This window comes from Saccharothrix sp. AJ9571 (genome assembly GCF_021725495.1).
GTDB classification, from domain to species: domain Bacteria; phylum Actinomycetota; class Actinomycetes; order Mycobacteriales; family Pseudonocardiaceae; genus Amycolatopsis; species Amycolatopsis magusensis.
Map to the genome: position 1 here is coordinate 840,104 of NZ_CP091382.1, position 23,506 is coordinate 863,609.

21 protein-coding genes are annotated in these 23,506 nt (G+C 70.0%); 8 read left to right on the plus strand and 13 right to left on the minus strand.

The window, feature by feature from the left end:
- Position 1: 1 nt before the first annotated feature.
- Entirely contained in the window at positions 2-811 is an 810-nt protein-coding gene (locus tag L3Q67_RS03340) for an SDR family NAD(P)-dependent oxidoreductase (protein WP_499188135.1), read from the minus strand.
- Positions 812-887: 76 nt separating this feature from the next.
- Between L3Q67_RS03340 and L3Q67_RS03345 the strand changes: the two genes are divergently transcribed.
- The 3 genes from L3Q67_RS03345 (at position 888) to L3Q67_RS03355 (ending at position 3,541) form a co-directional block, all read left to right on the plus strand.
- A complete protein-coding gene (locus L3Q67_RS03345) occupies positions 888-1,592 on the plus strand; it encodes a TetR/AcrR family transcriptional regulator (RefSeq protein ID WP_499188136.1) in 705 nt (234 codons plus the stop codon).
- Positions 1,593-1,602: 10 nt separating this feature from the next.
- On the plus strand, positions 1,603-2,772 hold the full coding sequence (locus L3Q67_RS03350; RefSeq protein WP_499188137.1) for a saccharopine dehydrogenase family protein: 1,170 nt from the start codon (positions 1,603-1,605) through the stop codon (positions 2,770-2,772).
- A 178-nt stretch (positions 2,773-2,950) separates the two neighbouring features.
- Positions 2,951-3,541: a TetR/AcrR family transcriptional regulator gene (locus tag L3Q67_RS03355; protein ID WP_499188138.1), complete on the plus strand. Its 591-nt coding sequence runs from the start codon at positions 2,951-2,953 to the stop codon at positions 3,539-3,541.
- Here L3Q67_RS03355 and L3Q67_RS03360 read toward each other — a convergent pair.
- Positions 3,538-4,548 (minus strand): PHP domain-containing protein, encoded by a 1,011-nt coding sequence (locus L3Q67_RS03360; protein ID WP_499188139.1) that lies wholly within the window; start codon positions 4,546-4,548, stop codon positions 3,538-3,540. The genes L3Q67_RS03355 and L3Q67_RS03360 overlap by 4 nt on opposite strands.
- Before the next feature lie 129 nt (positions 4,549-4,677).
- Here L3Q67_RS03360 and L3Q67_RS03365 point away from each other — a divergent pair, with 129 nt between their 5' ends.
- A complete protein-coding gene (locus L3Q67_RS03365; RefSeq protein ID WP_499188140.1) occupies positions 4,678-6,528 on the plus strand; it encodes a VanW family protein in 1,851 nt (616 codons plus the stop codon).
- A gap of 527 nt (positions 6,529-7,055) precedes the next feature.
- Here the strand turns inward: L3Q67_RS03365 and L3Q67_RS03370 are convergent.
- The 6 genes from L3Q67_RS03370 to L3Q67_RS03395 all read right to left on the minus strand — a co-directional run bounded on the left by L3Q67_RS03370 (position 7,056) and on the right by L3Q67_RS03395 (position 13,966).
- Positions 7,056-8,072 carry a glycoside hydrolase family 99 protein gene (locus L3Q67_RS03370; RefSeq protein WP_499188141.1) on the minus strand — a complete coding sequence of 339 codons (1,017 nt, stop codon included), beginning with the start codon at positions 8,070-8,072 and terminating at the stop codon, positions 7,056-7,058.
- Positions 8,069-9,676, minus strand: coding sequence for a glycoside hydrolase family 13 protein (locus tag L3Q67_RS03375; RefSeq protein WP_499188142.1), 1,608 nt, complete (start codon positions 9,674-9,676; stop codon positions 8,069-8,071). Before L3Q67_RS03375 ends, L3Q67_RS03370 begins: the two co-directional genes overlap by 4 nt.
- Positions 9,677-9,717: 41 nt before the next feature.
- Complete coding sequence (locus tag L3Q67_RS03380) at positions 9,718-10,605, minus strand: carbohydrate ABC transporter permease (protein ID WP_499188143.1); 888 nt, start codon at positions 10,603-10,605, stop codon at positions 9,718-9,720.
- Entirely contained in the window at positions 10,602-11,489 is an 888-nt protein-coding gene (locus tag L3Q67_RS03385; protein ID WP_209664692.1) for a carbohydrate ABC transporter permease, read from the minus strand. The genes L3Q67_RS03380 and L3Q67_RS03385 overlap by 4 nt, the downstream gene beginning before the upstream one ends.
- Positions 11,486-12,853, minus strand: coding sequence for an ABC transporter substrate-binding protein (locus tag L3Q67_RS03390; protein WP_499188144.1), 1,368 nt, complete (start codon positions 12,851-12,853; stop codon positions 11,486-11,488). Before L3Q67_RS03390 ends, L3Q67_RS03385 begins: the two co-directional genes overlap by 4 nt.
- A gap of 105 nt (positions 12,854-12,958) precedes the next feature.
- Entirely contained in the window at positions 12,959-13,966 is a 1,008-nt protein-coding gene (locus L3Q67_RS03395; protein ID WP_499188145.1) for a LacI family DNA-binding transcriptional regulator, read from the minus strand.
- Positions 13,967-14,097: 131 nt separating this feature from the next.
- Between L3Q67_RS03395 and L3Q67_RS03400 the strand changes: the two genes are divergently transcribed.
- Positions 14,098-14,775, plus strand: a complete 678-nt coding sequence (locus L3Q67_RS03400; protein WP_499188146.1) for a hypothetical protein — start codon at positions 14,098-14,100, stop codon at positions 14,773-14,775.
- Position 14,776: 1 nt separating this feature from the next.
- Here the strand turns inward: L3Q67_RS03400 and L3Q67_RS03405 are convergent, their stop codons facing one another.
- The 3 genes from L3Q67_RS03405 to L3Q67_RS03415 form a co-directional block, all read right to left on the minus strand.
- On the minus strand, positions 14,777-15,508 hold the full coding sequence (locus L3Q67_RS03405; RefSeq protein WP_499188147.1) for a TetR/AcrR family transcriptional regulator: 732 nt from the start codon (positions 15,506-15,508) through the stop codon (positions 14,777-14,779).
- Between the two features lie 365 nt (positions 15,509-15,873).
- Entirely contained in the window at positions 15,874-17,328 is a 1,455-nt protein-coding gene (locus L3Q67_RS03410) for a carotenoid oxygenase family protein (RefSeq protein ID WP_499188148.1), read from the minus strand.
- Between the two features lie 65 nt (positions 17,329-17,393).
- Complete coding sequence (locus tag L3Q67_RS03415; RefSeq protein ID WP_499188149.1) at positions 17,394-18,440, minus strand: AraC family transcriptional regulator; 1,047 nt, start codon at positions 18,438-18,440, stop codon at positions 17,394-17,396.
- Positions 18,441-18,562: 122 nt separating this feature from the next.
- Here L3Q67_RS03415 and L3Q67_RS03420 point away from each other — a divergent pair, with 122 nt between their 5' ends.
- Together L3Q67_RS03420 and L3Q67_RS03425 are read left to right on the plus strand one after the other, a co-directional pair.
- Positions 18,563-20,017, plus strand: coding sequence for a flavin-containing monooxygenase (locus tag L3Q67_RS03420; RefSeq protein ID WP_499188150.1), 1,455 nt, complete (start codon positions 18,563-18,565; stop codon positions 20,015-20,017).
- Positions 20,017-21,732 (plus strand): GMC family oxidoreductase, encoded by a 1,716-nt coding sequence (locus tag L3Q67_RS03425; RefSeq protein ID WP_499188151.1) that lies wholly within the window; start codon positions 20,017-20,019, stop codon positions 21,730-21,732. The genes L3Q67_RS03420 and L3Q67_RS03425 overlap by 1 nt, the downstream gene beginning before the upstream one ends.
- On the opposite strand, the gene L3Q67_RS03430 is transcribed toward L3Q67_RS03425, so the two are convergent.
- Positions 21,714-22,199 carry a nuclear transport factor 2 family protein gene (locus L3Q67_RS03430; RefSeq protein ID WP_499188152.1) on the minus strand — a complete coding sequence of 162 codons (486 nt, stop codon included), beginning with the start codon at positions 22,197-22,199 and terminating at the stop codon, positions 21,714-21,716. The two genes, L3Q67_RS03425 and L3Q67_RS03430, sit on opposite strands and share 19 nt — an antisense overlap.
- Positions 22,200-22,351: 152 nt before the next feature.
- Between L3Q67_RS03430 and L3Q67_RS03435 the strand changes: the two genes are divergently transcribed.
- Positions 22,352-22,540 carry a DUF5302 domain-containing protein gene (locus L3Q67_RS03435; protein ID WP_423581643.1) on the plus strand — a complete coding sequence of 63 codons (189 nt, stop codon included), beginning with the start codon at positions 22,352-22,354 and terminating at the stop codon, positions 22,538-22,540.
- 7 nt (positions 22,541-22,547) lie between these two features.
- Here the strand turns inward: L3Q67_RS03435 and L3Q67_RS03440 are convergent, their stop codons facing one another.
- The gene (locus tag L3Q67_RS03440) at positions 22,548-23,504 is read right to left on the minus strand and encodes an MBL fold metallo-hydrolase (protein ID WP_499188153.1); all 957 of its coding nucleotides are present in this window, start codon (positions 23,502-23,504) and stop codon (positions 22,548-22,550) included.
- Positions 23,505-23,506: the final 2 nt, after the last annotated feature.

A 23,506-nucleotide genomic window follows, 5' to 3' on the forward strand; every position in this document is an offset into this window, starting at 1 on the left:
CTCAGAGGGCCCGCTTTACCACCGCGCTGACGACGCGCTGGTAGGCCGAGCCCAGCACCCGGGGCAGGGCGTCGAGCAGGTAGGCATCCGGACCGACCAGGATCTTGGCCTGCTCGCGCTCCACCCCGCGGAGGATGATGCGCGCGGCCGTCTCCGGCGTGGTGAGGGCGATTTCGTCGAACCGCTTCCCACCGCGCTCCGCTTCCGGGATGCCGCGCGCGTCACGGGCGATGTTCGTCTTGATCCCGCCGGGGTGCACGCAGCTCACCCCGACCCGGTGCCCGGCCAGGCGCATCTCCTGGCGCAGCGACTCGGTCACCCCGCGCACGGCGAACTTCGTCGCGTTGTACGCCGACTGCGTCGGCACCGCGATCAGGCCGAACACGCTGGAGATGTTGACCAGGTGACCGTCGCCGGAGTCGATCAGGTGCGGCAGGAACGCCTTGCTGCCGTGCACCACGCCCCAGAAGTTCACCCCGACGATCCAGTCGAGGTCGTCCCAGCTCATCGAGGTGAAGTCCGACATCAGCGCCACGCCCGCGTTGTTCACCACCAGATTGACCTGGCCGAAGTCGGCGCGGACCGCGTCGGCGTGCGCCAGCACCGCGGCGCGGTCGGCCACGTCGAGCACGTAGGACCGGGCCTCGGCACCCGCCTTCTCGCAGTGCGCCGCCGTTTCCGCCGCGCGTGCGACGTCCACATCGGACACCGCGAGCCGCGCGCCGCGGGCGGCCAGGTTCAGCGCCAGCGCGCGGCCGATGCCCGAACCGGCACCGGTGATCACGGCGACCTTCCCCGCGAACTGGCGCATGACGTGCTCCTCTTGACGGGATCCTGCTCTTTACTGGGTACTGCCGGTACCTGTTACCTGAAGTACTATCCAAGGCATGCCGGAGGGTGTCAACCGGGTCGACGGCCGGTCGGAACGCTGGCGGGCGCACCGGGTGGCGCGCCGCGCCGAGTTCGTCGACGCCGCCTTCGCCGCGCTCGCCGAGCACGGGCCCGGCGTCGGCATGGCGGAGATCGCCGCGGCCGCTGGGGTGTCGAAACCTCGGCTGTACCGGCATTTCGCGGACAAGGCCGAGCTGTTCGGCGCCATCGTGGACCGCACCTCGCGCCTGCTGTGGCAACGGCTGGAGCCGGCGCTGACCGAGCCGGCGCCGATCCACCAGCGCGTCCGTCAAGCACTGGAGGCCTACCTCGGCCTGGTCGACGAACACCCGCAGGTGTTCCGCTTCATCGGCTCCCGGCGGCGCCGCGACCTCGGCGACGGCGCGGATCCGGTGGCCGAGGACAAGAAGGTGCTCGCGGCGGTGATCACCACGATCTTCACCGACGAGCTGCGGGCCCGCCACGCGGACAGCGGTGGCGCCGAGGTGTGGGCGCACGGCATCGTGGGCGCGGTCGAAGCCGCCACCGAGTGGTGGCTGGAGCGCCGCACGATGAGCCGCGAGAGCCTGACCGAGTACCTCACCGTGCTGTTGTGGAGCGCGGTCGACGGTGCGCTGCGCACCCAGGGCATCGTGCTCGACCCCGACCGGCCGGTCGTGGTCAGCGAGCGGACCCTGCGGCTGCTGTCCGAACACGAGTGAAAGGGAGCGGATGGACCGCCAGTACGACGTGACCCTGTTCGGTGCCACGGGTTTCACCGGTGCGCTGACCGCCGAATACCTGGCGCGGCACGCCCCGGCGGGCTTCCGGCTCGCGCTGGCCGGGCGCAACCGCGCGAAACTGGAGTCGATCCGCGACCGGCTCGCCGCGATCGATCCGCGCTGGGCGGAACTCCCGTTGCTGCACGCGGAAATCGGGGACGCGGCGTCGCTGGCCGCGGTCGCCGCCGCCAGCCGCGTGGTCGCCACCACCGTCGGCCCGTACCTGACCTACGGGGAGCCGCTGGTCGCCGCCTGCGCCGAGCACGGCACCGCCTACGCCGACCTGACCGGTGAGCCGGAGTTCGTCGACCGCATGTACCTGCGCTACGACCGCCGTGCCCGCGAGACCGGCGCACGGCTGGTGCACGCCTGCGGGTTCGACTCGATCCCGTACGACCTCGGCGCCCTGTACACCGTGCAGAAGCTGCCGCGGGATTCGGAGATCGAGGTCAACGGGTACGTCCGCGCGGGCGCGGCGTTCTCCGGCGGCACCTTCGCCTCGGCGATCACGGTGTTCTCGCGCTTGTTCGAAATGACGCACATCGCGAAGAAACGCGCCCGGGCGGAGACCCGGCCGGCTGGCAGGCGTGCCCGCGCCGAGGTCGGGACTCCGCACCGGGACGCGGAATCCGGGCGGTGGGCGGTGCCGATGACCACCGTCGACCCGCAGATCGTGGCGCGTTCGGCGGCCGAACTCGACGAGTACGGGCCGGACTTCACCTACCGACAGTTCATGTCGGTGAAGCGGCTGCCGACCGTGCTCGCCGGAGCCGCCGGGCTGGGCGTGGTGTTCGCGCTGGCACAGGTGCCCCCGGCCCGCAAGGCGCTGATCAAGCTGGTCAACCCCGGTGGCGGACCGGACGAGGAGAAGCGGGCGCGGTCGTGGTTCAAGGTCCGGTTCCACGGCCGGGGCGGCGGCCGCCGCGTGGTCACCGAGGTGGCCGGTGGCGATCCCGGCTACGACGAGACCGCGAAGATGCTCGGCGAGTCCGCGATGTGCCTGGCGCTCGACGACCTGCCCGCGGTGTCCGGCCAGGTCACCACGGCCGTCGCGATGGGCGACGCGCTGGTGAAGCGGCTGGTGGACGCGGGGATCGTGTTCCGGGTGGTACGGAACTGAGTTGTCGGCCGGCGCCTCCGGCGCGGCGGCGAGGTCGCTTTGGAGCCGGTCATTGGAGCGGGGCACGCCGTGCCGCTGGACGGCCTGACGCGCCCCGCTCCAATGACCGGCGCGACCTCGCGCGAGTCATCGGGGAAAGATCGGGGACCATCCACTGGTGAGCGCCTAGGCTGATCCCATGCCCAGACTCACCCGCGCGGAAAGCCAGGCCCGTACCCGCGAGCAGCTGATCGCCGGCGCGAAAGTCCTGTTCCTGCGCGAGGGCTACACCGCGACCTCGCTGGAGAAGGTGGCCGACGAGGCCGGGTACTCCAAGGGCGCGGTCTACTCGAACTTCCGCAACAAGGACGAGCTGTGCCTGGCCGTGCTCGACGCCATCCACGCCGAGCAGGCCGAACAGCTGTCCGCTTCGCTCGAAGGCGTCACCGAACTGGACGCGATGTTCGACGCCTTCCAGCGCTGGGCGGAACGCAGCATCGGCGATCAGGCGTGGACCGCGCTGGAGGTGGAGTTCGCCACCAACGTGCGCCGGGACCCGCGGCTGCGCGACGAACTGGCGATCCGCGACAAAGCCATCCGCGACACCATCACCGGCGTGCTGAAGACGCACACCGACGAGTTCGGCATCGAGCTGCCCATGCCCGCCGAGGACTGCGCGACCGCGCTGCTCAGCCTCGGCATCGGGCTCGGGGTGCAGCGGGCGATCGACCCTGGCATCCCGGTCGGCGTGCTCACCGAGGTCATGCGGATGTTCGCCGGAAGGCGCTAAGCACGCGGCTGGCGCCAGGCCAACAGGTCGTCCGCGGTGAGCGTGTTGATCACCTGCCCGATCCCGACTCCGCATTCCAGCGCCCGCGCGCAACCGTGAGCCTTCCACGCCAGCTGACCGGGTGCGTGCGCGTCACTGTCGATGGCGAACTCACAGCCCAGCTCGACGGCCTGCTTGAGCAGCCGTTTCGGCGGGTCGAGCCGGTCCACGCGCGAGTTGATCTCGACCGCGACCCCGTTCTCCCGGCAGGCTTCGAACACCTTCTCCGCGTCGAACTCCGACTCGGGCCGGTGGCGCCCGGCGACCCGGCGGCCGGTGCAGTGCCCCAGCACGTTGACCCGCGGATTGGCCACCGCGGCGAGCATGCGCGCGGTCATCTCCTTGCGCGGCATGCGGAGTTCGGAGTGCACGCTCGCGACCACGAAGTCCAGCTCCCACAGCAGGTCCTCGTCCTGGTCGAGGGCGCCGTCGAGCAGGATGTCCACTTCGATGCCGGTGAGGATGCGGAACGGCGCGAGTTCCTCGTTCAGCTGGGCCACCACCACGAGCTGCTGGTTCAGCCGTTCCGCGGACAGCCCGTTCGCCACGGTCAGCCGGGGTGAATGGTCGGTCAGCACCATCCATTCGTGGCCCAGTGCCCTGGCCGCCTCGGCCATCTCCGCGATCGGGCTGCCACCGTCCGACCAGTCCGAATGCGTGTGGCAGTCCCCGCGCAACGCGGGCAGCAGCGCACCGCCGTCCGGCAGCTCCGGTGCCTCCTCGGCCTCGACCTTGCGCAAGTACTCGGGCACGTTGCCGGCCAGCACGTCCTCGATCACCGACGCGGTCGCGGCGCCGATGCCCTTGAGCGCGGTCAGCCTGCCGGTGCGCGCCAGTTCGGCGAGGCGTTCCGGCGTGAGTTTGTCCACCACCGACGCCGCGTTGCGAAAGGCGCGCACCCGGTAAGTGGGCTCCCCGCGCTTCTCCAGTTCGTAGGCGATGTCTCGCAAGGCACTGGCAGGTTCCATACCGGTGATTCTGCCGGATCACCGCACCACAGCAGGGTGAGGCAAAGCCCGGATATCGCCGCCACGTATCTTGTGGTGGACGCCCGAGCCCGAGTTTCCCGACGGCGCCATCGCGAACAGGAGCAAGTCTTGCCGCAAGACAGTCAGTGGCCCGGTTCCCGGTCCGAGGAGACCGACGTGTTCCCGGCGGTCTCCGGCGAGCTCACCGATCCGGACCAGACCGACGCCCTCGGCACGCGGTCCGCGTACGTGCACCCGATCGAACCGGAGGAGCCGGGCGCGGGTGCCGACCGCAGGCGCAAGGTCAAGCGCGCCGGGCTGATCGCCGGTGCCGTACTGGGCGCGTTCGTCGTGCTCTACGGCGCCGATCTGCTGATCAACTCCGGTGACGTGCCGCGCGGGGTGACCGTCGCGGGCGTGGACGTCGGCGGGATGAGCCGCGAGAACGCCGAGCAGGAGCTGCGCGGGCAGCTCGAGCCGCGGCTGAACCAGCCGGTCCGGGTGCGCGCCGGGGACGTCGAGCACACGCTCGACCCGCGCGAGGCCGGGCTGATCCTGGACTGGCCGGCCACCCTGGACCGCGCGGGCGAGCAGCCGCTGAACCCGTTCGCCCGGATCGCCTCCTTCTTCACCACCCGGGAGACCGGGCTGGCCACCAACGCCGACCAGGCCATGCTCACCGTCGCGATGGACGGGCTGCGCGGCAAGGTCGACCGCGCGCCGGTCGAGGGCACGATCGCCTTCGAAGGCGCCACGCCGGTCCCGGTGGACCCGAAGCAGGGCCAATCACTCGACGTGCCCGGCGCGTCACAGCTGCTGCTCTCGCAGTGGGCCTCGGGCCAGGTGCTGGACCTGCCGGTCGGGCTGACCCCGGTGAAGTCCACGCCGGAGACCGTGCGCGCGGCGCTCGAGCAGTTCGCGAAGCCCGCGGTGTCCGCGCCGGTGACGGTCAAGGGCGAGGGCAAGGACGGGAAGCTCGCGCCGGAGGCGATCGCCAAGGCGCTGACCTTCGAGGTCATCGACGGCGGTGTGCTGGTCCCGAAGATCGACAACGCGAAGATCGCCGAAGCGGCCGGTCCGCAGCTCGCCTCCACCGAGAAGGAGGGGCGCGACGCGGAGATCGTCTTCGAAGGCGGCAAGCCGACCGTGCACCCGTCCGAGGACGGCAAGAAGATCAACTGGGACCCGACCCTGGTGCCGCTGCCCGAGGTGCTCAAGCTCGCCGACGGCCGCGAGGTGAAGGCGGTCTACGAGAACAAGCCCGCCAAGGTGACCACCGAAGAGGCGAACAAGCTCGGCATCAAGGAAGTGATCGGCGAGTTCACCACGAAGGGCTTCGCGCAGGACTCCGGCGTGAACATCCGCGTGGTGGCGGAAAAGGTCGACGGCGCCATCGTCAAGCCGGGCGACACGTTCAGCCTCAACGGCTTCACCGGCCCGCGCACGAAGGCGCAGGGTTACGTGGAGGCGGGCGTGATCTCCGACGGCCAGCCGGGGCGCGAGGTCGGCGGCGGCATCTCGCAGTTCGCGACGACGTTGTACAACGCGTACTACTTCGCGGGCATGAAGGACGCGGGGCACAAGGAGCACAGCTACTACATCAGCCGCTACCCACCGGCCCGCGAGGCGACGGTGTTCCAGAACCACAGCGGTGGCAGCGTGATCGACCTGAAGTTCACCAACGACAGTGACACCGGGGTGGCGATCCAGACCATCTGGACCTCGTCGACCATCACGGTGAAACTGTGGGGGACGAAGCGGTACACCGTGGAGTCGGTGCCCGGTGAGCGGCACAACTTCACCGAGCCGCAGGAGAAGCCGGGCCCCGCGGAGAACTGCACGCCGAGCGAAGGCGCCCAGGGCTTCACCGTCAGCGACACCCGGATCCTGCGGGATGCCGCTTCGGGGCGGGAAGTGAAGCGGGAACCGCGGAACGTCCGCTACAACCCGCAACCCAAAATCGTCTGCCCCGGCACCTAACCCGCTCCCCCTCAAACACCTGAACGTGGCACTCAGCCGCCCCAACGTGGAGTTCGGCTGCCCGAATGTGGAGTTCGGGTGCCTCAGTGTGGAACTCAGCCACCCAAGTGTGGAACTCGGCTACCTGACCGCAGAACTCACCCCACCCCGACCCCCACACCCAAGCACCCGAGTTCCACAGTGGGGCACCCGAACCCCACGTTCAGGCACCCGAACCCCACACTCAGGCAGCCGAACCCCACGTTCAGGTAGCCCAAGCCCACCTTGGGACAGCCGACTTCCACACTCGGGCACCTGAAACCCACGGTCAGGTAGGCGAGTTCCACGCTCGGGCGGGCGAGTGCCACGTTCAGGTGGTTGAAACCCACGTTCGGGTAGGTAAGTTCCATGCTTGGGTGCCTGGGTGCCACGTTCAGGCGGTCGGATTACACGTTCGGGTGGGATTTCGATCGGCGGGTGAGTCCACGTCGGGTGGGCGAAGCTGTGTCGGGCGGCGAGGGGCGTACTTGGGTGGGGGTGTGGCGGGGTTAGAAGTGGGTCAGCCAGTGGGCGGTTCGGTCCAGGTAGGCGGTTTCGGCGTTCGTGCCGGTGTGGCCGTAGGCGCCTTCGTAGGTTTGGTAGCCGTGGCCTGGGGGTGGGGCGGAGGTGGCTGGTTCCAGCGTGGAGCCTTCGTGCCATTCGTTGAACGAGGTGATCGACACCCAGTCCGGCTCCCCGCCGTTCGCCGGGTTCAGGACGTTCGACCATTGCGTGTCGTACGTCCGGCCATCGTCGCGCGCCAGGGTGGGGGTGGTGTTCCCCGGCACGGCACGGTCGTCGACGTAACCCGGGCCGACGGATGGCGCCCACACCAGGCCGTTCGCCCGCGCGTAGTCGGCGATTCCCTTCCACCCCAACGGGTTCATCGTCGCCAGCACGTCGTAGGTGTAGATCCCGCCGAAGTGCGTCACGCGGCTCAGGTCCGTGGTCTGCGCGAGCACGATGTTCCCCGAGCTCAGGGGGCCGATCGGCGACCAGTCCGCGATGCTCAGGCTGTCGAACACGTAGAAGGCCGGCCGGTTGCCGTGTGCGGTGTCGCGGTAGAACGCCGGGCTCGAACCATAGCGCGAGTTGATGTACGCGATGTCGTCCACAGTGGATTGAGCAGTCCGGCCACCGTAGGGCTCCAGGTGCCACGCCACCTTCAGCCCGTACTTCGCCGCCGCGGCCAGCACGCCCGGCACCAGACTGTCCTCATAGGACCCCCGGCCCCACCAGCTGTACACCAGCGTGCCGACGCCCGCCCGCTGGATCCACGCCATGTGCTGGTCCACCGCCCCACCGAAGTCGCCCGAGTCGTACGGGCCGAGCGCCGGGTACAGGTCCGCGCCGATGTCCTGCGGTGGCTGGTGCCCACCCTGCGGCCAGTGCCGATAGGACCCGTGCACCGCCGGATTTCCGTACCAAGGGTAATAGAAGATGTGCGTCTTCGGCGAAAGAGCCGAAGCCGAAGCCGGGGCCGTGAGGGCGGCCAGCGCCAGGACCACCGCGAGCAAGATCCTCATGACAGCTCCAACCAGACAGCAGTATCGGCGGGCAGCTGCCCGCCGTCCAGTGGCCCGCTCGCGAGCAGAACCTCGCGGTGCGAAGGCAGCGGAACCGCCTGCCCCGAGAAATTGAGCAGACAGGCGAACGAGTCACCACGCCGGAACGCGAGCACCTCCCCCGGCTGCTCGAGCCAGTGCAACTCCCCCTGCGCGAGCTTCCGCAGGCGCAATCCCGACCGGTAAAGGGAAAGCACCGAACCGGCATCGCCTGCCTGCGCCTCGGCCGTGTACGAGACCCATTCCGCCGGCTGCGGCAGCCAAGGCTCCTTCTCCGCGTCGTCCGGACTGAACCCGAACGGCGAGGACGACCCGGACCACGGCATCGGCACCCGGCACCCGTCGCGACCGGGATCGGCGTGGTCGCTGCGTTCCCACACCGGATCCTGCCGCAGCTCGCCCGGGATGTCCTCGACCTCCCACAACCCCAGCTCCTCCCCCTGGTACACGTAGATCCCGCCGGGCAGGGACATCGCCAGCAACGCCGCCGCCCGCGCCCGCCGCGTGCCGAGCGCCCGGTCGACCGGTGTGCCGTGCAACCGGTCCGCGAAGCTGAAGCCGGTGTCGCCCGCTCGCCCGTACCGGGTGACCGGACGTGTGACGTCGTGGTTCGACAGCACCCACGACGGCGGCGCGCCGACCTCGTCGTGCGAATCCAGCGTCCGGTCGATCACGCCACGGAACCGCCCGGCGTCCCACGGGCAGACCAGGAAGTCGAAGTTGAACGCCGCGTGCATCTCGTCCGGTCGCAGGTACCGCGCCGACCGCCGCAGGTCCGGCAACCACATTTCGCCCACCAGCAGGCGTTCGTCCGGGTAGCTCCGCGCGATCCGCCGCCACGCCCGGTAGATCTCGTGCACGCCCTCGCGATCGGAGAACGGGGTTTCGTCGCCCGGTTCGACGTCCGGCAGCAGTGGATCCTTGACCATGCCGTCGGCCACGTCGATGCGGAAACCGTCGACCCCGCGGTCGAACCAGAACCTCAGGATGTCCTCGAACTCGGCGCGGACCTCCTCGCTCTCCCAGTTCAGGTCCGGCTGCCGCGAGCTGTAGAGGTGCAGGAACCACTGGCCGGGCGAGCCGTCCGGCTCGACCACCCGGGTCCAGGCCGGGCCACCGAAGCGCGAGCGCCAGTTGTTGGGCGGCTCGGCACCGTCCGGGCCGCGGCCGTCGCGGAACCAGAACCGCTCGCGCTCCGGCGAGCCCGGCCCGGCTTCGAGTGCGGCGCTGAACCACCGGTGCGTGTCCGAGCAGTGGTTCGGCACGATGTCGATGATCACCTTGAGCCCGAGTTCGTGTGCCTCGGCCAGTACGCGCTCGGCGTCGGCGAGCGTGCCGAAGGTCGGCTCGATGTCGCGGAAGTCGGCGACGTCGTAACCACCGTCGTCCATCGGGGACGGGTACCACGGGGTGAACCAGATGGCGTCCACGCCCAGGTCCGCGAGGTAGCCCAACCGGGCGCGGACACCGGCGAGGTCACCGATGCCGTCCCCGTCACCGTCGGCGAAGCTCCGCAGGTAGACCTGGTAGATCGCCGCCTGACGCCACCACTGGGATTCGGTCACAGCCGCACCTTTCTCCACGTTCCGGTCTCCACGTTGCGGGCTCAGCCCTTGAGGCTGCCCGCGGTCAGTCCGGCGAGGATCTGCTTCTGGAACACCAGGAACAGCCCCACCATCGGCAGGCTGGCCAGCACCAGCCCGGCCACCAGCAGGTCCAGCCGCAGGTCCGGCGCCACCCGCTGCAGCACCACGGACAGCGTCTGCGTGCCGGGGTCCTGCAGCACCAGCAGCGGCCAGATGAAGTCCTTCCACGCGGCGACCACGGCGAAGATGGAGACCACTGCGAGCACCGGGCGCGAGATCGGCAGCACGATCCGCAGCAGGATGCGCACCGGCCCGGCGCCGTCGATGGTGGCGGCCTCGACCAGCTCGTCCGGGATCTGGTCGAAGAACCGCTTGAGCAGGTAGATGTTGAACGCGCTGGCCGCGGCGGGCAGCCAGATCGCCGCCGGGGTGCTGAGCAGGTTGACCCCGAGCAGCGGCACGTCGGCCACGGTCAGGTAGGTCGGCACCAGCAGCGCCGAGGCCGGCAGCATCAGCGTGGCCAGCATCAGCCCGAGCACCACGTTGCCCAGCACCGGGCGCAGTTTGGACAGCGCGAACGCGGCGGGCACCGCGACCGCGAGCTGCAGCAGCCACGCCCCACCGGCCACCACGATCGTGTTCAGGAAGTACTTGCCCAGGTCGAGTTCGTTCCACGCCTGGGCGAACGTGCCCGGCTGCCACTGCTCGGGCACCAGCGTCGGCGGGATGCGCGCCAGCTCGTCCGGCGACTTCATCGCCCCGGTCACCGCCCAGTACAGCGGGAACAGGAACGCCAGCGTGAAGGCGACCATCACCAGGGTGAAGACCACCCAGTAGACGATCCGGCCGCGGGTGCTGCGCAGCTGCGACGGCGAGACCAGCGTCCGAGGACCGGGGGCGCCCCTCATTCCGCACTCCTCCTCGTGAGCCGGACGTACGCGGCCGAGAACACCCCGAGCGCGATGAACAGCAGCAGGCTCAGCGCGCTGGCGGAGCCGAAGTCGTTGTAGACGAAGGCGTACCGGTAGAGCAGCAGGAGCACGGTGACGGTGGAGTCGTCCGGGCCACCGCCGGTCATCACGAACGGCTCGGTGAACACCTGCATGGTCGCCACCACCTGCAGCAGCAACAGCACCAGCAGCACGAACCGGGTCTGCGGCACGGTCACGTGCCACAGCCGCCGCCAGATCCCGGCGCCGTCCAGTTCGGCGGCCTCGTACAGGTCGCCGGGGATGGTCTGCAGCGCGGCCAGGTAGATCAGCGTGGTGCTGCCCATGTTCGCCCAGGTCGACACCAGCACCAGCGAGAGCATCGCGGTGTCGCTGGAGTCGAGCCAGGCCGAACCGGACAGCCCGGCCGCGCGCAGCCCTTCGTTGAACAGGCCGGGTCCCGGATCGAAGAACCACTTCCACAGCAGCGCCGTGACCACCGGAGGCAGCATCACCGGCAGGTAGACCACCAGCCGGAAGTACGCCCGCGCGTGCCGCAGTTCGTTGAGCAGGACCGCGGCGAGGAACGGGATGGCGAAGCCGAAGACCAGCGCCAGCCCGGTGAACAGCAGGGTGTTGCGCCAGGCCACGGCGAACAGCGGGTCGGAGAACAGCAGCTCGAAGTTGGCCAGGCCGACCCATTCCGGGTCGTCGACGAAGTTCACCTGCTGGAAGCTGAGCACCACCCCGCGCACGATCGGGAACCAGGAGAACAGCGCGAAGACGACCAGTGCGGCGCTGAGCAGACCGTAGGCCGTGACGTTCTCGGCGAGCCTGCGGCGCCGCCTGGCCGGGGCGCTCACCTGACCTGGGCAAGGGTGGCGTTGACCTTCGCCTCCGCGGTGGCGAGCAGGGCGGCGGGATCGGCCGCCGGATCGGTCAGCACCGCCTGCATCACCGTGTCGAGCGTGGCGTAGACCTGCTGGGCGCTCGGCGGTTCGAGGTGCCCCTTGATGGTGGCCGCGGCGTTCAGGTAGGGGGCGTAGTTCTGCGCGGGCACGTTGGCGTACTTGGCCTTCACCGCTTCCTGCTGCTCACGCAGGGCGCCGGTCCAGATGTCGGGGTTCGGCAGCGCGGGCAGCCCGACCGGCTGCTGACCATCGGCGTAGCGCTTGGTGAAGGAGTCGAACCGGTCCGGGTTGAGGTACTTCCACTGGATCCAGGCGAGGCCCGCTTTGATCTTCTCCGGCGACGCCTTGGGGTTGACCATGTAGCCCTCGCCGCCGATCAGTGTGCCCTTGCCCTCGGGCACCGGTGCCAGCCCGTAGTCCTCGTACTTGCCGTTGAACTGCTTGACCAGCACCGGGATGTTGTCCGGCGCGGCGAGGTACATGCCGAGCTGTCCCGAGCCCATCATGCGCTGCACGTCGGCGTCGGTGAGCAACTGCTTGCTGCCCATCGAATCGTCGGTCCAGCGCATCTGCTTGAGGTTTTCGAGCGCGGTGCGGCCTAGGTCGTTGTTGAAGTCGGCCTTCCAGCTGTCACCGTCCTTGCGGGCGATCTGGCCGCCGAGCGAGTTGAGCCAGGCGGTCAGGTGCCAGCCGCCCTGGTTGCTCTTGCTGAAGTCCGCGTAGCCGACCACGCCGTCGCCGAGCGCGGCGATCTTGTCCGCGGCGGCGCGGACCTCGGCCCAGGTGCGCGGCGGCTGGTCCGGATCCAGCCCGGCCTTGGCGAACAGCGGGCGGTGGTAGACCAGGCCCATCGAGTAGTTCGCCGTCGGCAGGCCGTAGAGCTTGCCGCCGCCGTCGCGGAACACGTCCAGCAGCTGCGGCTGGAGCTGGTCGACGTGCGGCAGGCCCTTGACCGCTTCGGTGATGTCGGCGGCCTGGCGCCGGGCGATGATCTGCGCCGGGTCGGTGAAGTAGACGTAGAAGACGTCCTCCAGCTGGCCGCCCGCCAGCTTCGCGGAGAACGACTCGACCTCCATGAACCCCTCGTGCGGTTCGAGGTCGATGTCCGGGTGGGCGGCCTCGAACTCCGCCACGTCCTGGTCGAAGATCGTCCGTTCGAAGGCCTGGGTCTGCGGTGGCTGGCCGTTGATCGAGACCTTGAGCTTGCCGTCGGCCGAGCGTTCCTCCCCGGATCCGCCCGAACAAGCGGGCACGGCGGCCAGCAGGCCGATCGCGGCGAGTGGAACCAGGACTCTGCGCGAGCGCGGACTCTTCATTCGGGCGCCTTCTCTCGGCCGGCCTCCTGTGACGGCAGTCACTCTAAAGTGTGAGCCCATCGAATGCAAGAACCGAACAGGTGCCTGTAATTCTCAGACAAATACTCAGCTGGGCACCCTGCCAGTGGAGCTGCGGACCACGAGTTCGGGAGCGAACAGCAGTTCCTCGGCGGGGACCTGCCCGCCGTTGATCTTTTTGACCAGCAGTTCCACCACCGCGCGGCCCATCGACTCGATCGGCTGGCGGATCGTGGTCAGCGGCGGGTCGACGCACTGCATGAGCGCGGAGTCGTCGTAGCCGACCACCGAGATGTCCTCGGGCACGGAGAGCCCGTGCCGCCGGGCGGCCCGGATGGCGCCGAGCGCGAGCGGGTCGCTGGCGCAGAGGATCGCGGTGACCCCGCGCTTGAGCAGCCTGGCGGCGCCGGCGTGCCCGCCTTCCAGCGAGAACATCCCGTGCGCGACGGCCTCGGGATCGGCGTTCAGCCCGGCCGCGGCCAGGCAGGCGTTGAACGCTTCGTGCTTGCGGCGGGAGGGCACGTGGTCGGCCGGGCCGAGCAGCAGGCCGATGCGCTCGTGCCCGAGGGAGAGCAGGTGGCCGATCGCCTGCTCCACGGCCATCGCGTCGTCGCACGAGACCTGCGGCATGCCGAGTTCGCCGACGGCGGCGTTGAGCAGCACCGTCGGCAGGCCGCGTTCGACGAGCCGGTGGTAGTGCGCGTGCACGGCGTCGGCCTGCGCGTACTGGCCACCGGCGAAGGCGACGCCGGAAACCTGCTGCTGGAGCAGGAGATCCACGTAGTCCGCTTCGGACACCCCACCGGCGGTGCGGGTGCAGAGCACCGGGGTGAACCCTTGCTGCGCGAGCGCGTTGCCCATCACCTCGGCGAGCGCGGGGAAGATCGGGTTCTGCAGTTCGGGCAGCACCAGGCCGACCAGCCGCGCCCGCTCGCCGCGCAACTGCGTCGGCCGTTCGTACCCGAGCACGTCGAGCGCGGTGAGCACCGCGGTCCGCGTGCTCTCGGCGACTCCCGGCCTGCCGTTGAGCACCCGGCTCACCGTGGCCTCGCTGACCCCCACCTGCTTCGCGACTTCCGCGATCCGACGCTTCATGACCGCAATTATGGGACAGCCCGCTGCAAATCCGCGTACACAGCTGATGAACAGGTCCGCATCAGGACCACCACAGGATGTCCGGTCATGCTCGGAGCCACGGGGGATCCGCGTCACCAGGGGAGCAGGAGATGACCGAGAAAGAACACCGGAGCCCGGGCGAGCAGCCCGCCGACCAGCCGAACGCCGAGCAGCCCACGGTCGAACAGCCCAGGGCCGCGGCGTCGGACGCCGCAGCTCAGCCGGACGCCGCCGACCAGACGGCGGCGACCCATCAGCCGGGCGCGGCACAGCAACCAGGCGCGGCACAGCAAGGTGCGGCCGACCAGACCCCGGCGATCCAGCAGCCGAGCACCGGGCAGACAGGCGCCGGGCCAACCGGCGCCCCCGACCAGACAGCGGCGTTCCAGCAGCCGAGCGCTGGGCAACCGGCCGGGCAGCCGGGCGCCGCCGAGCAGACCGCGGCCTTCCAGCAAGGTCCGGCGGCCGGGCAGGCCGCGGATCAGACCGCGGCCTACCGGCAGCACGGCGCCGGTCCGGTGCCGCCTGGATATGCGCTGGTCAAGAAGCCGGGCGGGTTCGGGCGCTTCGTGCGGCACCGCGCCACCGGGCTGGTGGCGGCCGGGCTCGTGGGCCTGCTGGTCGGCGGCGGGATCGTCGGGCTGGTCGCGGCGTCCGACCACGACGGTCCCCGCGACGGCAGGCCGGGCATCGCCCGCGAGTTCGGGGACGGGCCCCGCGGGCACTTCACGCCGCCCGACGGGTACTTCCCGCGTGAGGACCGCGGCGAGCGGCCGGGCGGCGGCTGAGCTACGGGTGGATCCGGGTGAGCCGGCGCTCCAGGCCGTCGAGGGCGATCTGCACCGAGTAGTCGTAGAACTCGGTGAAGTGCGCGACCAGCCGCTCCGGGTCCTTCACCCGCTCGTAGACGTTGAGCCCCAGCGCCGCCAGGCCGGGCTGGTCCTCGCTGTCCCGCGCTTCCGCGTAGGTCTCGGGGCTGTCCGGCTTGATCAGCGGCTGCGCGAGGTGGTCGTCCTCCTTGGACACGAGCGCGGCGGCGGTGCCCAGCAGCAGGTTGTACGCCGTCACGCTCTCCTCGCCGAACCCGTCGCGCTGGAGCACCCGCACCCCGCGGTCGATCAGCGGTTTGATCGACGGGATCAGCGGCCCGTACAGCGAGAACCGCCTGGCCACGCCCGGGTACCGGCGCAGCACCACGCGCAGGTCGGCGAGCAGTTGCCAGTAGAAGTCACGCCAGTGCAGGTTCGCGTCGGGCAGCGGGATCTCTTCGCCGACCCGCTCGATCACCGCGCGGACCACGGACTCCCGGTCACCGACGTGGTGGTAGATGACGGCCGGGTAGGCCTCCACCGCCGAAGCCAGCTGGCGCAGGGTCCAGCTGTCGAGGCCGCGCTCGACGGTCAGCCGCAGCGCCGCGTCGACGATCCGTTCCGCGGTCACCGCAGGCAGGCCCGCCGCGAACCTCGACCGGGGCCGCTGCTGGCCTGGCAGCGGCGAGGGACTCTCTGGGGCTCCAGCCATTCCGGGAAGCTTAATGCTCATCGGATGACCATGCTTGACAGCGTGCCAAAAGTTGCTGTTTTGCCTGTTCAGCGAGACATTCGGTGATCATCTTCCGATGCCTGTCCAATCACGATCGCCCGGTAATCGTCGAGTGGATCATGCCGGATTGGGGGAGTATCAACAAGTTGTTTCGTACCGCTGTTGCCCGCTCACCGGCGGTCATCTCCGGTGGCGTCCCCGGCGACAGCGCGGCGCCCTCCGATACGTTCTCCCCCCGGGTAAGAGCGTGCCGGATCGCGGACGCCGCGTCATCGACCGGTCGCACACCGGCCTCGGCGCGATGTGCACCTGTATCGACGCCGCGTCCACCACAACGGTTCCCCTCAGTTGAAACCGAGTTGATCAGCCCGCACCCAGGTGGCGTGGAAACCCAGTGGAACCCGTTGCGGCAGCAGCACTCGCGCCACCGGCCCGGCCGCCAGGTCGCCCGCGTCGAAGATGTCCAATTCGGACAGTCCCTCGCGTTCGTCCTGCACGAAGGTGACCAGGTAGCCGTCGCCCTCCACGGTGGCGCCGTCGCGCGGGGCGAACGGCGCCTCGCTCCCCCAGCGCCCGGGACCGAAGGAGTGCTCGGCCTTGATCCCGGTCGCGTTGTCGTAGCGGACCAGCCCGTCGAACTTCAGCGTCGACTCCGGCGAGATCCGCACGTGGTAGGCGTACCGGCTGAGCCTGCCGACCTTGCGCGAGTCCACGCTGGGGAACTCGGTGTTCGCGTCGTCCATCGCCGACTCGCTGACCGCGCCGGTGCGCAGGTTGAACCGGTAGCGGTGCAACCGCGCGTCGAGGCGGAGGTAGGACAGCATCTTCGCCAGCGGGGTGTGCGCGTCCGCACGGGGCTGCGGCCGGTCGACGCGGCAGACGTCGAGCACGATCTCCTCGCCCGCCTCCCACGAGTTGACCACGTGGTAGATGTAGCAGGGCGAAGCCTCGAACCAGCGGATCTGATCCCCGGTGCCGTAGCGCGGCAGCACGCCGAACCGGGCGGGCAGCGACCGGTCGAAGACGATCTTGTGCCTGCCGTGCCTCGCGGCTTCGGGGTCCTGCAACAGCGGCAGATCCATCAGCACCGCGTGGTTGTCGGTGATGGCCATGTCGTGCGGCAGGCGCGGGCCGGGCAGCGTGACGTCGGTGGTGTGCACGACCCGGCCGTCCGCGCCCACCACGCCGTAGCGCAGGTACGGCGGCGTCGGGCCGTAGTCGAACCAGAACAGCTCGCCGGTGCGCTCGTCCACCTTCGGGTGGGCCATCATGTCGCCCACCAGCGTGCCGAGGAAGTCTTCCGCGCCAAGGGTTTCCAGCGACAGCGGGTCGAGCGCGTACGGGCTGCCGCACAGGTACCAGGTGGTCAGCACCTTGCCGCGGTGGAAGATCACGTCGGTGTTGGCCGCGTCCTTGAGGCCGAGCCCGTGGTGGTTGCCGAACGGATTGCCCTTCGGGTTCTCCAGCACCCCACGCCACAGCGCGCGGCCCGCCTCGGACTCGGCTTCGAAGGCCTTGGTGCGGATCCAGCGGTTGCGGTAGCGGGCGCGGCCGTTCTCCAGGTGCACCGCGTGAACCATGCCGTCGCCGTCGAACCAGTGGTAGCGCCCGTCCGGGCGGTGCCGCGGGTTCGGCCCGTTGCGCAGGTAGACCCCGTTGAGGTCACGGGGGATGCGGCCGATGACCCGCAGGTCGCCGCTGTCGATTTCGGTGGTCACCGGCGCGTAGACGCCGAGCAGGTAGGGATTGGGCTCGTCGGTACCGGCCACGAGCACCGGCTGGTCGTGGCTGCTGGTCAAGGCGGCCTCCCAGGCTGGACGGCGAACCCCAACCCTACGTTTTCCCGGGCGGGTGGACCACCCGCTCAACCGGTACGGCCGAGTGCGCGGGCGTACGCCGCCGGGGTCACGCCCTTCCAGCGCTTGAAGGCGTAGATGAAGCTGGACGCCTCGGCGTACCCCAGCCGCACCGCCACTTCCTCCACCGAGAGCACCCCGGTCGCCAGCAGTTCCTCGGCCAGCGCCTCGCGGACTTCGTCGACCAGCGCGCGGTAGCTGGTGCCCACCTCGGTGAGCCGGCGCCGCAGCGTGCGGGGGCTCATCATCAGTTCCCTGGCGATGGCGTCCATGCCGGTGTCGGCGCCGCCGAGCCGGATCAGCCGTTCCCTGACCTGGTGGGAGATCCCGGTGCGCGCACGGCGGCGGGTGACCATCTCCCGGCACTGCGCCTCGCAGATGGCCACCGTGTGCAGGTTCGCCTGCGGCAGCGGGCGGTCCAGGTACGCGGCGTCGAGGGTGACCAGGTTGACCGGGCCGCCGAACGCGGGCCGCACCCCGAAGGCCACCACATACGGGTCCACAGTGGACGGTTCGGCGAAACGGAGTTCCACGCGCCGCAGGGTGATCGGCGAGAGCAGGTCGCCCATCACGGTGTAGATCGCGGACAGGTCCCGCAGCACCAGGAACCGGGCGACGTCGGCGGGCACCAGTTCGTCGTGCAGCACCAGCCGGATCTCCCCGCCGCCGACCGTCACGTGCGGGATGGAGAAGGTGAAGCTCAGGTCCAGGTACCGCAGCGCGAAGGCCATCGTGTCGGCCAGCGTCGGGCTGCTGATGCAGGCGAAACCGAAGATGCCGAAGGTGGTCACGTGGTAGCGGCGGCCGAGCGCGATCGCCGCGGCGTCCAGGTCCTGCCCCGGCGGCAGGCCCGCCTGCAGGTTCCGCACCACGGTCAGCTCCTGGCCGGCGTCGATCTGCGCCTGCGGGTCCCGGACCTGCTCCGGGGTGAGCGAGGTGCCCGCCAGCACCGCGGTGTCCCCGTGCTCGGCGGCGAACGAGGACATCAGCAGCACACTCGCGGTGCTCCGCGGAAAGTCCCAGTCGCGCACCGCGGGTGCGGCGAACTCCACCATGGCCGGAATTATCGATCCGGCCGCCCGGCGGGCGCCACCCGCCTCCCCTGGCCGAAAGTCTCGATCGGCTGGCCGGTGGCACCCTTCCCCCGATTGGCGACCTGCCAGTAACTTCACCGGGCATGAGCACAGCGTCCGTTCTCATCGCCGGCAGCGGCTTCGGCGGCATCGCACTGGCCATCGAGCTGAAGCGAGCCGGGCTGCACGAATTCACCGTGCTGGAGCGCGCGGACGAGCTCGGCGGCGTGTGGCGCGAGAACACCTACCCCGGCGCGGCCTGCGACATCCCGTCGCCGCTCTACTCCTTCTCCTACGAGCCCAACCCCGACTGGCCGCGGCGGTATTCGGGCCAGGCGGACATCCACGCCTACCTCAAGCGCGTGGCCGCGAAGTACGGGGTCGACCGCCACATCCGCTTCGGCACCGAGGTGACCAGCGCGAGCTTCGACGAGAAACGTGGCCTCTGGAAGGTGGACACCAGCACCGGCGAGACCTTCGAGGCGACGGTCTTCGTGCCCGCCACCGGCCAGCTGTCCCGCCCGGCGCAGCCCGACATCCCCGGTCAGGACACCTTCGCCGGGCCGTCGTTCCACTCCGCGCGCTGGGACCACGACGTGGACCTGACCGGCAAGCGGGTGGCGGTGATCGGCACCGGGGCGAGCGCCATCCAGTTCGTGCCGGAGATCCGCAAGGCCGCCGGACAGGTCACCGTCTACCAGCGGACCCCGCCGTACATCATGGCCAAGAACGACACGGTGTACCGGCCGTGGCACCGCTTCCTGTTCCGGCACCTGCCCGCCACCCAGCTGCTCGGCAGGCTGCGGATCTGGCTGCTCGCCGAGTACGCCACCTATGCGATGACCCGGCACGGCACGCTGACCAAGCCGTTCGAACTGCGGACCGCGCAACTGCGGCGGCGTCACATCAAGGACCCCGAACTGCTGGCGCGGATCACCCCGGACTACCCGATGGGGTGCAAGCGCATCCTGTTCACCAACGACTACCTGCCCGCGCTCGCCGCACCCAACGTCGAGGTCGAGACCAAGCCGATCACCGAGATCACCCCGGCGGGCGTGCTCACCCAGGACGGCGTCGAGCACCCCGCCGACGTGCTGATCTACGGCACGGGATTCGCCGCGCTGGACTTCCTTGACTCGCTCGAGATCCGGGGACTCGGCGGTCGTGACCTCAGCGAGGTCTGGTCCCGAGGCGCCCGCGCGCACCTGGGCATGACCGTGCCGGGCTTCCCGAACCTGTTCTGGATGTACGGGCCGAACACCAACCTCGGCGCCGGCTCGATCGTCTACATGCTGGAGCGGCAGGCGCGCTACATCCGCCAGGCCGTCGAGCACCTGTCGCGGCCGTCGGTGTCCTACCTGGACGTGCGGCCGGAAGTGGAACAGCGCTACGACGAGGAAATCCAGTCGCGCCTGGCAGGCAGCGTGTGGACCGGCTGCACCAGCTGGTACCGCCAGGACGACGGCCGGGTCTCCACCAACTGGCCCGGCCTGGTCTCGGAGTACCACCTCCGGACGCGGCGGCTGCGGCTTTCCGAGTTCAGGACGGTGGGTGGGTGATGGGCGAGTTCGCCGACCGGTACGACGTGCTGGTGATCGGTTCCGGTTTCGGCGGCAGCGTGTCCGCGCTGCGGCTGACCGAGAAGGGCTACCGCGTCGGCGTGCTCGAGGCCGGGCGCCGCTTCGCCGACGACGAGTTCGCGAAGACCTCGTGGCGGGTGCGCAAGTACCTGTGGGCCCCGCGGCTCGGCTGCTTCGGCATCCAGCGGCTCACCATGCTGAAGAACACCTTCGTGATGAGCGGCGCCGGGGTCGGCGGTGGTTCGCTGGTCTACGCGAACACGCTGTACGAGCCCGGCGACAAGTTCTACGCCGATCCGCAGTGGGCGCACATCACCGACTGGAAGACCGAGCTGGCCCCGCACTACGACCAGGCCAAGCGCATGCTCGGCGTGACGGAGAACCCGGCGACCACGCCCGCGGACCGCGTGCTGCGCGAAGTCGCCGCGGACATGGGGATCGAGCACACCTACCGGCCCACCCCGGTCGGCGTGTTCTTCGGCGAGGGCGCCGGCGAAGAGGTGCCGGACCCGTTCTTCGGCGGGACCGGGCCGTCGCGGCGCGGGTGCAGCCACTGCGGCGAGTGCATGACCGGCTGCCGCCACGGCGCGAAGAACACCCTGGTCAAGAACTACCTGTACCTCGCGGAACAGGCCGGGGCGAAGGTGCACGAGCGGAGCACGGTCGTCGACGTGCGCCCGCTGCCCGAGGGCGGGTACGCGGTGAAGACCGTGCGGACCGGGCGGTTCCGGCGGCAGACCTTCTACGCCGACCAGGTGATCTTCTCCGCCGCCGCGCTCGGCACGCAGCGGTTGCTGCACCGGCTCCGTGACCGGCGCTCGCTGCCGGAGATCTCCCCGCGGCTCGGATACCTCGCACGCACGAACTCCGAGGCCGTCCTCGCCGCCCGCTCCCTGCGTGACGACACCGACTTCACCCGTGGCGTGGCGATCACCTCGTCGATTCACCCGGACGAGGACACCCACGTCGAGCCCGTGCGCTACGGCAAGGGCAGCAACTTCATGGGCCTGCTCACCACTGTGCTGGTCGACGCCCAGACCGGCAAGCGGCGCTGGGTGCTCGGGCTGCGCGAGCTGGTCCGGCAGCGGCGGCACCTACACAAGCTGCACAACCCGCGCCGGTGGTCGGAGAAGATGATCGGCCTGCTGGTGATGCAGAACCTGGACAATTCGGTGACCACCTACACGCGGCGCGGGCTGCTGGGCAGGCGGATGACCACGCGCCAGGGCGACGGCGAGCCGAGCCCGGACTGGATCCCGGTGGGCAACGAGATCACCCGGCGGGTGGCGGAGAAGATCGGCGGGCTGCCGCAGGGTTCGTGGACCGAGCTGGCGAACATCCCGATCACCGGGCACTTCATCGGCGGCTGTGCGATCGGCGAGTCGAGCGAGACCGGCGTGGTCGACCCATACCAGCGCCTCTACGGCTACCCCGGCCTGCACGTGGTGGACGGCTCGACGATTTCGGCGAACCTGGGCGTGAACCCGTCGCTGACCATCACCGCGCAGTCCGAGCGCGCGATGGCGTTCTGGCCCAACAAGGGCGAGCCGGACCCGCGCCCGCCGCTGGGCTCGGCGTATCAGCGGCTGGCCGCGGTGCCACCGGCGCACCCGGTCGTGCCCCCGAGCGCGCCGGCCGCGCTGCGCCTGCCGATCCGGCCCGTCTGGTCCGGCGATCAGGGGATCGCGAAGTAGCGGGTGTTCTGGAAGGACTCCTGCAGCCACTGCCCGTGCCGCCGGACCAGCAGGTTCGTGTTGGTGGACAGCGAGTCCGGGCGGCAGTCGGGCACGTCGCCCTCGGTCAGGCAGGACGAGCGGACGATCAGCGCGGTGTTGCGGTCGAGGTAGCGCACCCGCTCGCTCAGCCGCTTGAGCCGGCTGCCGTCGATGAAGTTGTCGAAGTAGTACTGCATGCCGCGCGCGATGCCCTCGCGGCCGTGCAGGTGGTCGCCGTTGAAGGTGACCACGTCGCCGTCTTCGGTGTAGGTCGCGGCGAAGGCCGCGCCGTCCTCGTCGGCCCACGCCTGCGCCTGCAGGTCGTGCAACCGGTCGAAGGCCGCCTGGTCCCCCGGCCGGTGGTCCTCGACCGCGGTGGCGGGCACCGCCGTGATCAGCAGCACTGCCACCGCGGCCGCCACCCCGCCGAACCGTCGCTTCCCCATGGTCCCTCCAGGTGTTTTGATAAGTAGTGTCGCTACATGTACCGACGCTACTTACAACCCCGGCGGGGTGCAACCGGGCAAAATCCGCTCGCCAACAGCGCGAACGACTGACAGGCTGGCCGGTGACACACGACGTTGTTCGGAGGTTTCACATGTCTGACACGCAACCCACGCCGGAAACCGGCGAGGAGGACGACGTCAAGCGCAAGTTCCGCGAGGCGCTCGAGCGCAAGCAGGCCCAGGCGAAGGCGCGCGACTCGCACGAGGACCGCGGTTCGAAGGTCCACAACGCGCACGGCCCGGCGGGTGGCAAGCGCGAGTTCCGCCGCAAGAGCGGCTAGGACGGCGCTAGGGCGCGAACACCTGGCGGTGGTCGACCACCCGGAAGGCACTGCCCTGGCCGGCCGCGGTCACCGCGTCCCGCAGCTTGGCGAGCCCGCCCCAGTCCCGGGCGGGCTCGTCCAGCGGGAAGTCGAAGTCGTCCCAGTGGGTCGGCACCACGTAGGGCGGGAAGCCGAGCGTGCGCAGCAGCCGCGGCACGTACTCCGCCACCCGATCACCACCGGCGGGCAGCAGCAGCACGTCCGGGCGCAGTCCGGCCAGTTCGCTCTCCACGTAGTTGGAGCCGCCGAAGTTCAGCACGCTGAAGCCCGAGGGGCTCTGCACCTGGTAGGCGAGCGTGCCGCCTTCGAGCAGGTCGCTGATCACCCGCGGCCGGTCACGCCGGGACAGCGGCCGGGTGCCCGCGAAGGCGATCTTGGCCCGGTCCCCGCTCGCCGAATGCAGTGAGCGCAGCACGCGGATCGCATAGCCGTCGAAGGTGTGGAACTCGCCGCCGGTCGCGATCGCGAGCTGGTCCTCGGGAGCGCCGAGCGCGAGCAGCAGGCTCAAGTGCGTCTCGGTGCCGATCACCGTCGCGCCGGTCTTCCTGGCCAGGTAGGGCACGTCGGTGATGTGGTCGTAGTGGCCGTGGGTGACCAGGATGTGGTCGGCGCGGAGTTCACCGGAGTCCACCAGTCCGTCGATCAGCTGCCGGTCGACTTCGATGCGGGTGTCCGGGTCGGCGCCCTCCTTGGTGTAGGTGCCGGTCTTGAACCGGGTCAGCCACGGGTCGATCAGCACGACCTTGCCGCCCGGCAGCCGGATTTCCCAGCTGTTGTTGCCCCACCAGCGCAGGGTGGTGTCGGCCTTCGGGCGCGTGGTCAGCGCGCTCGCGGTCGCCGGGATGCCCGGCAGGCTCGCGGCCAGTACCGCCGAGGCACCGAGGAATCCACGCCTGCCGATTCTGTTCTTGCCTTCGCTCATGA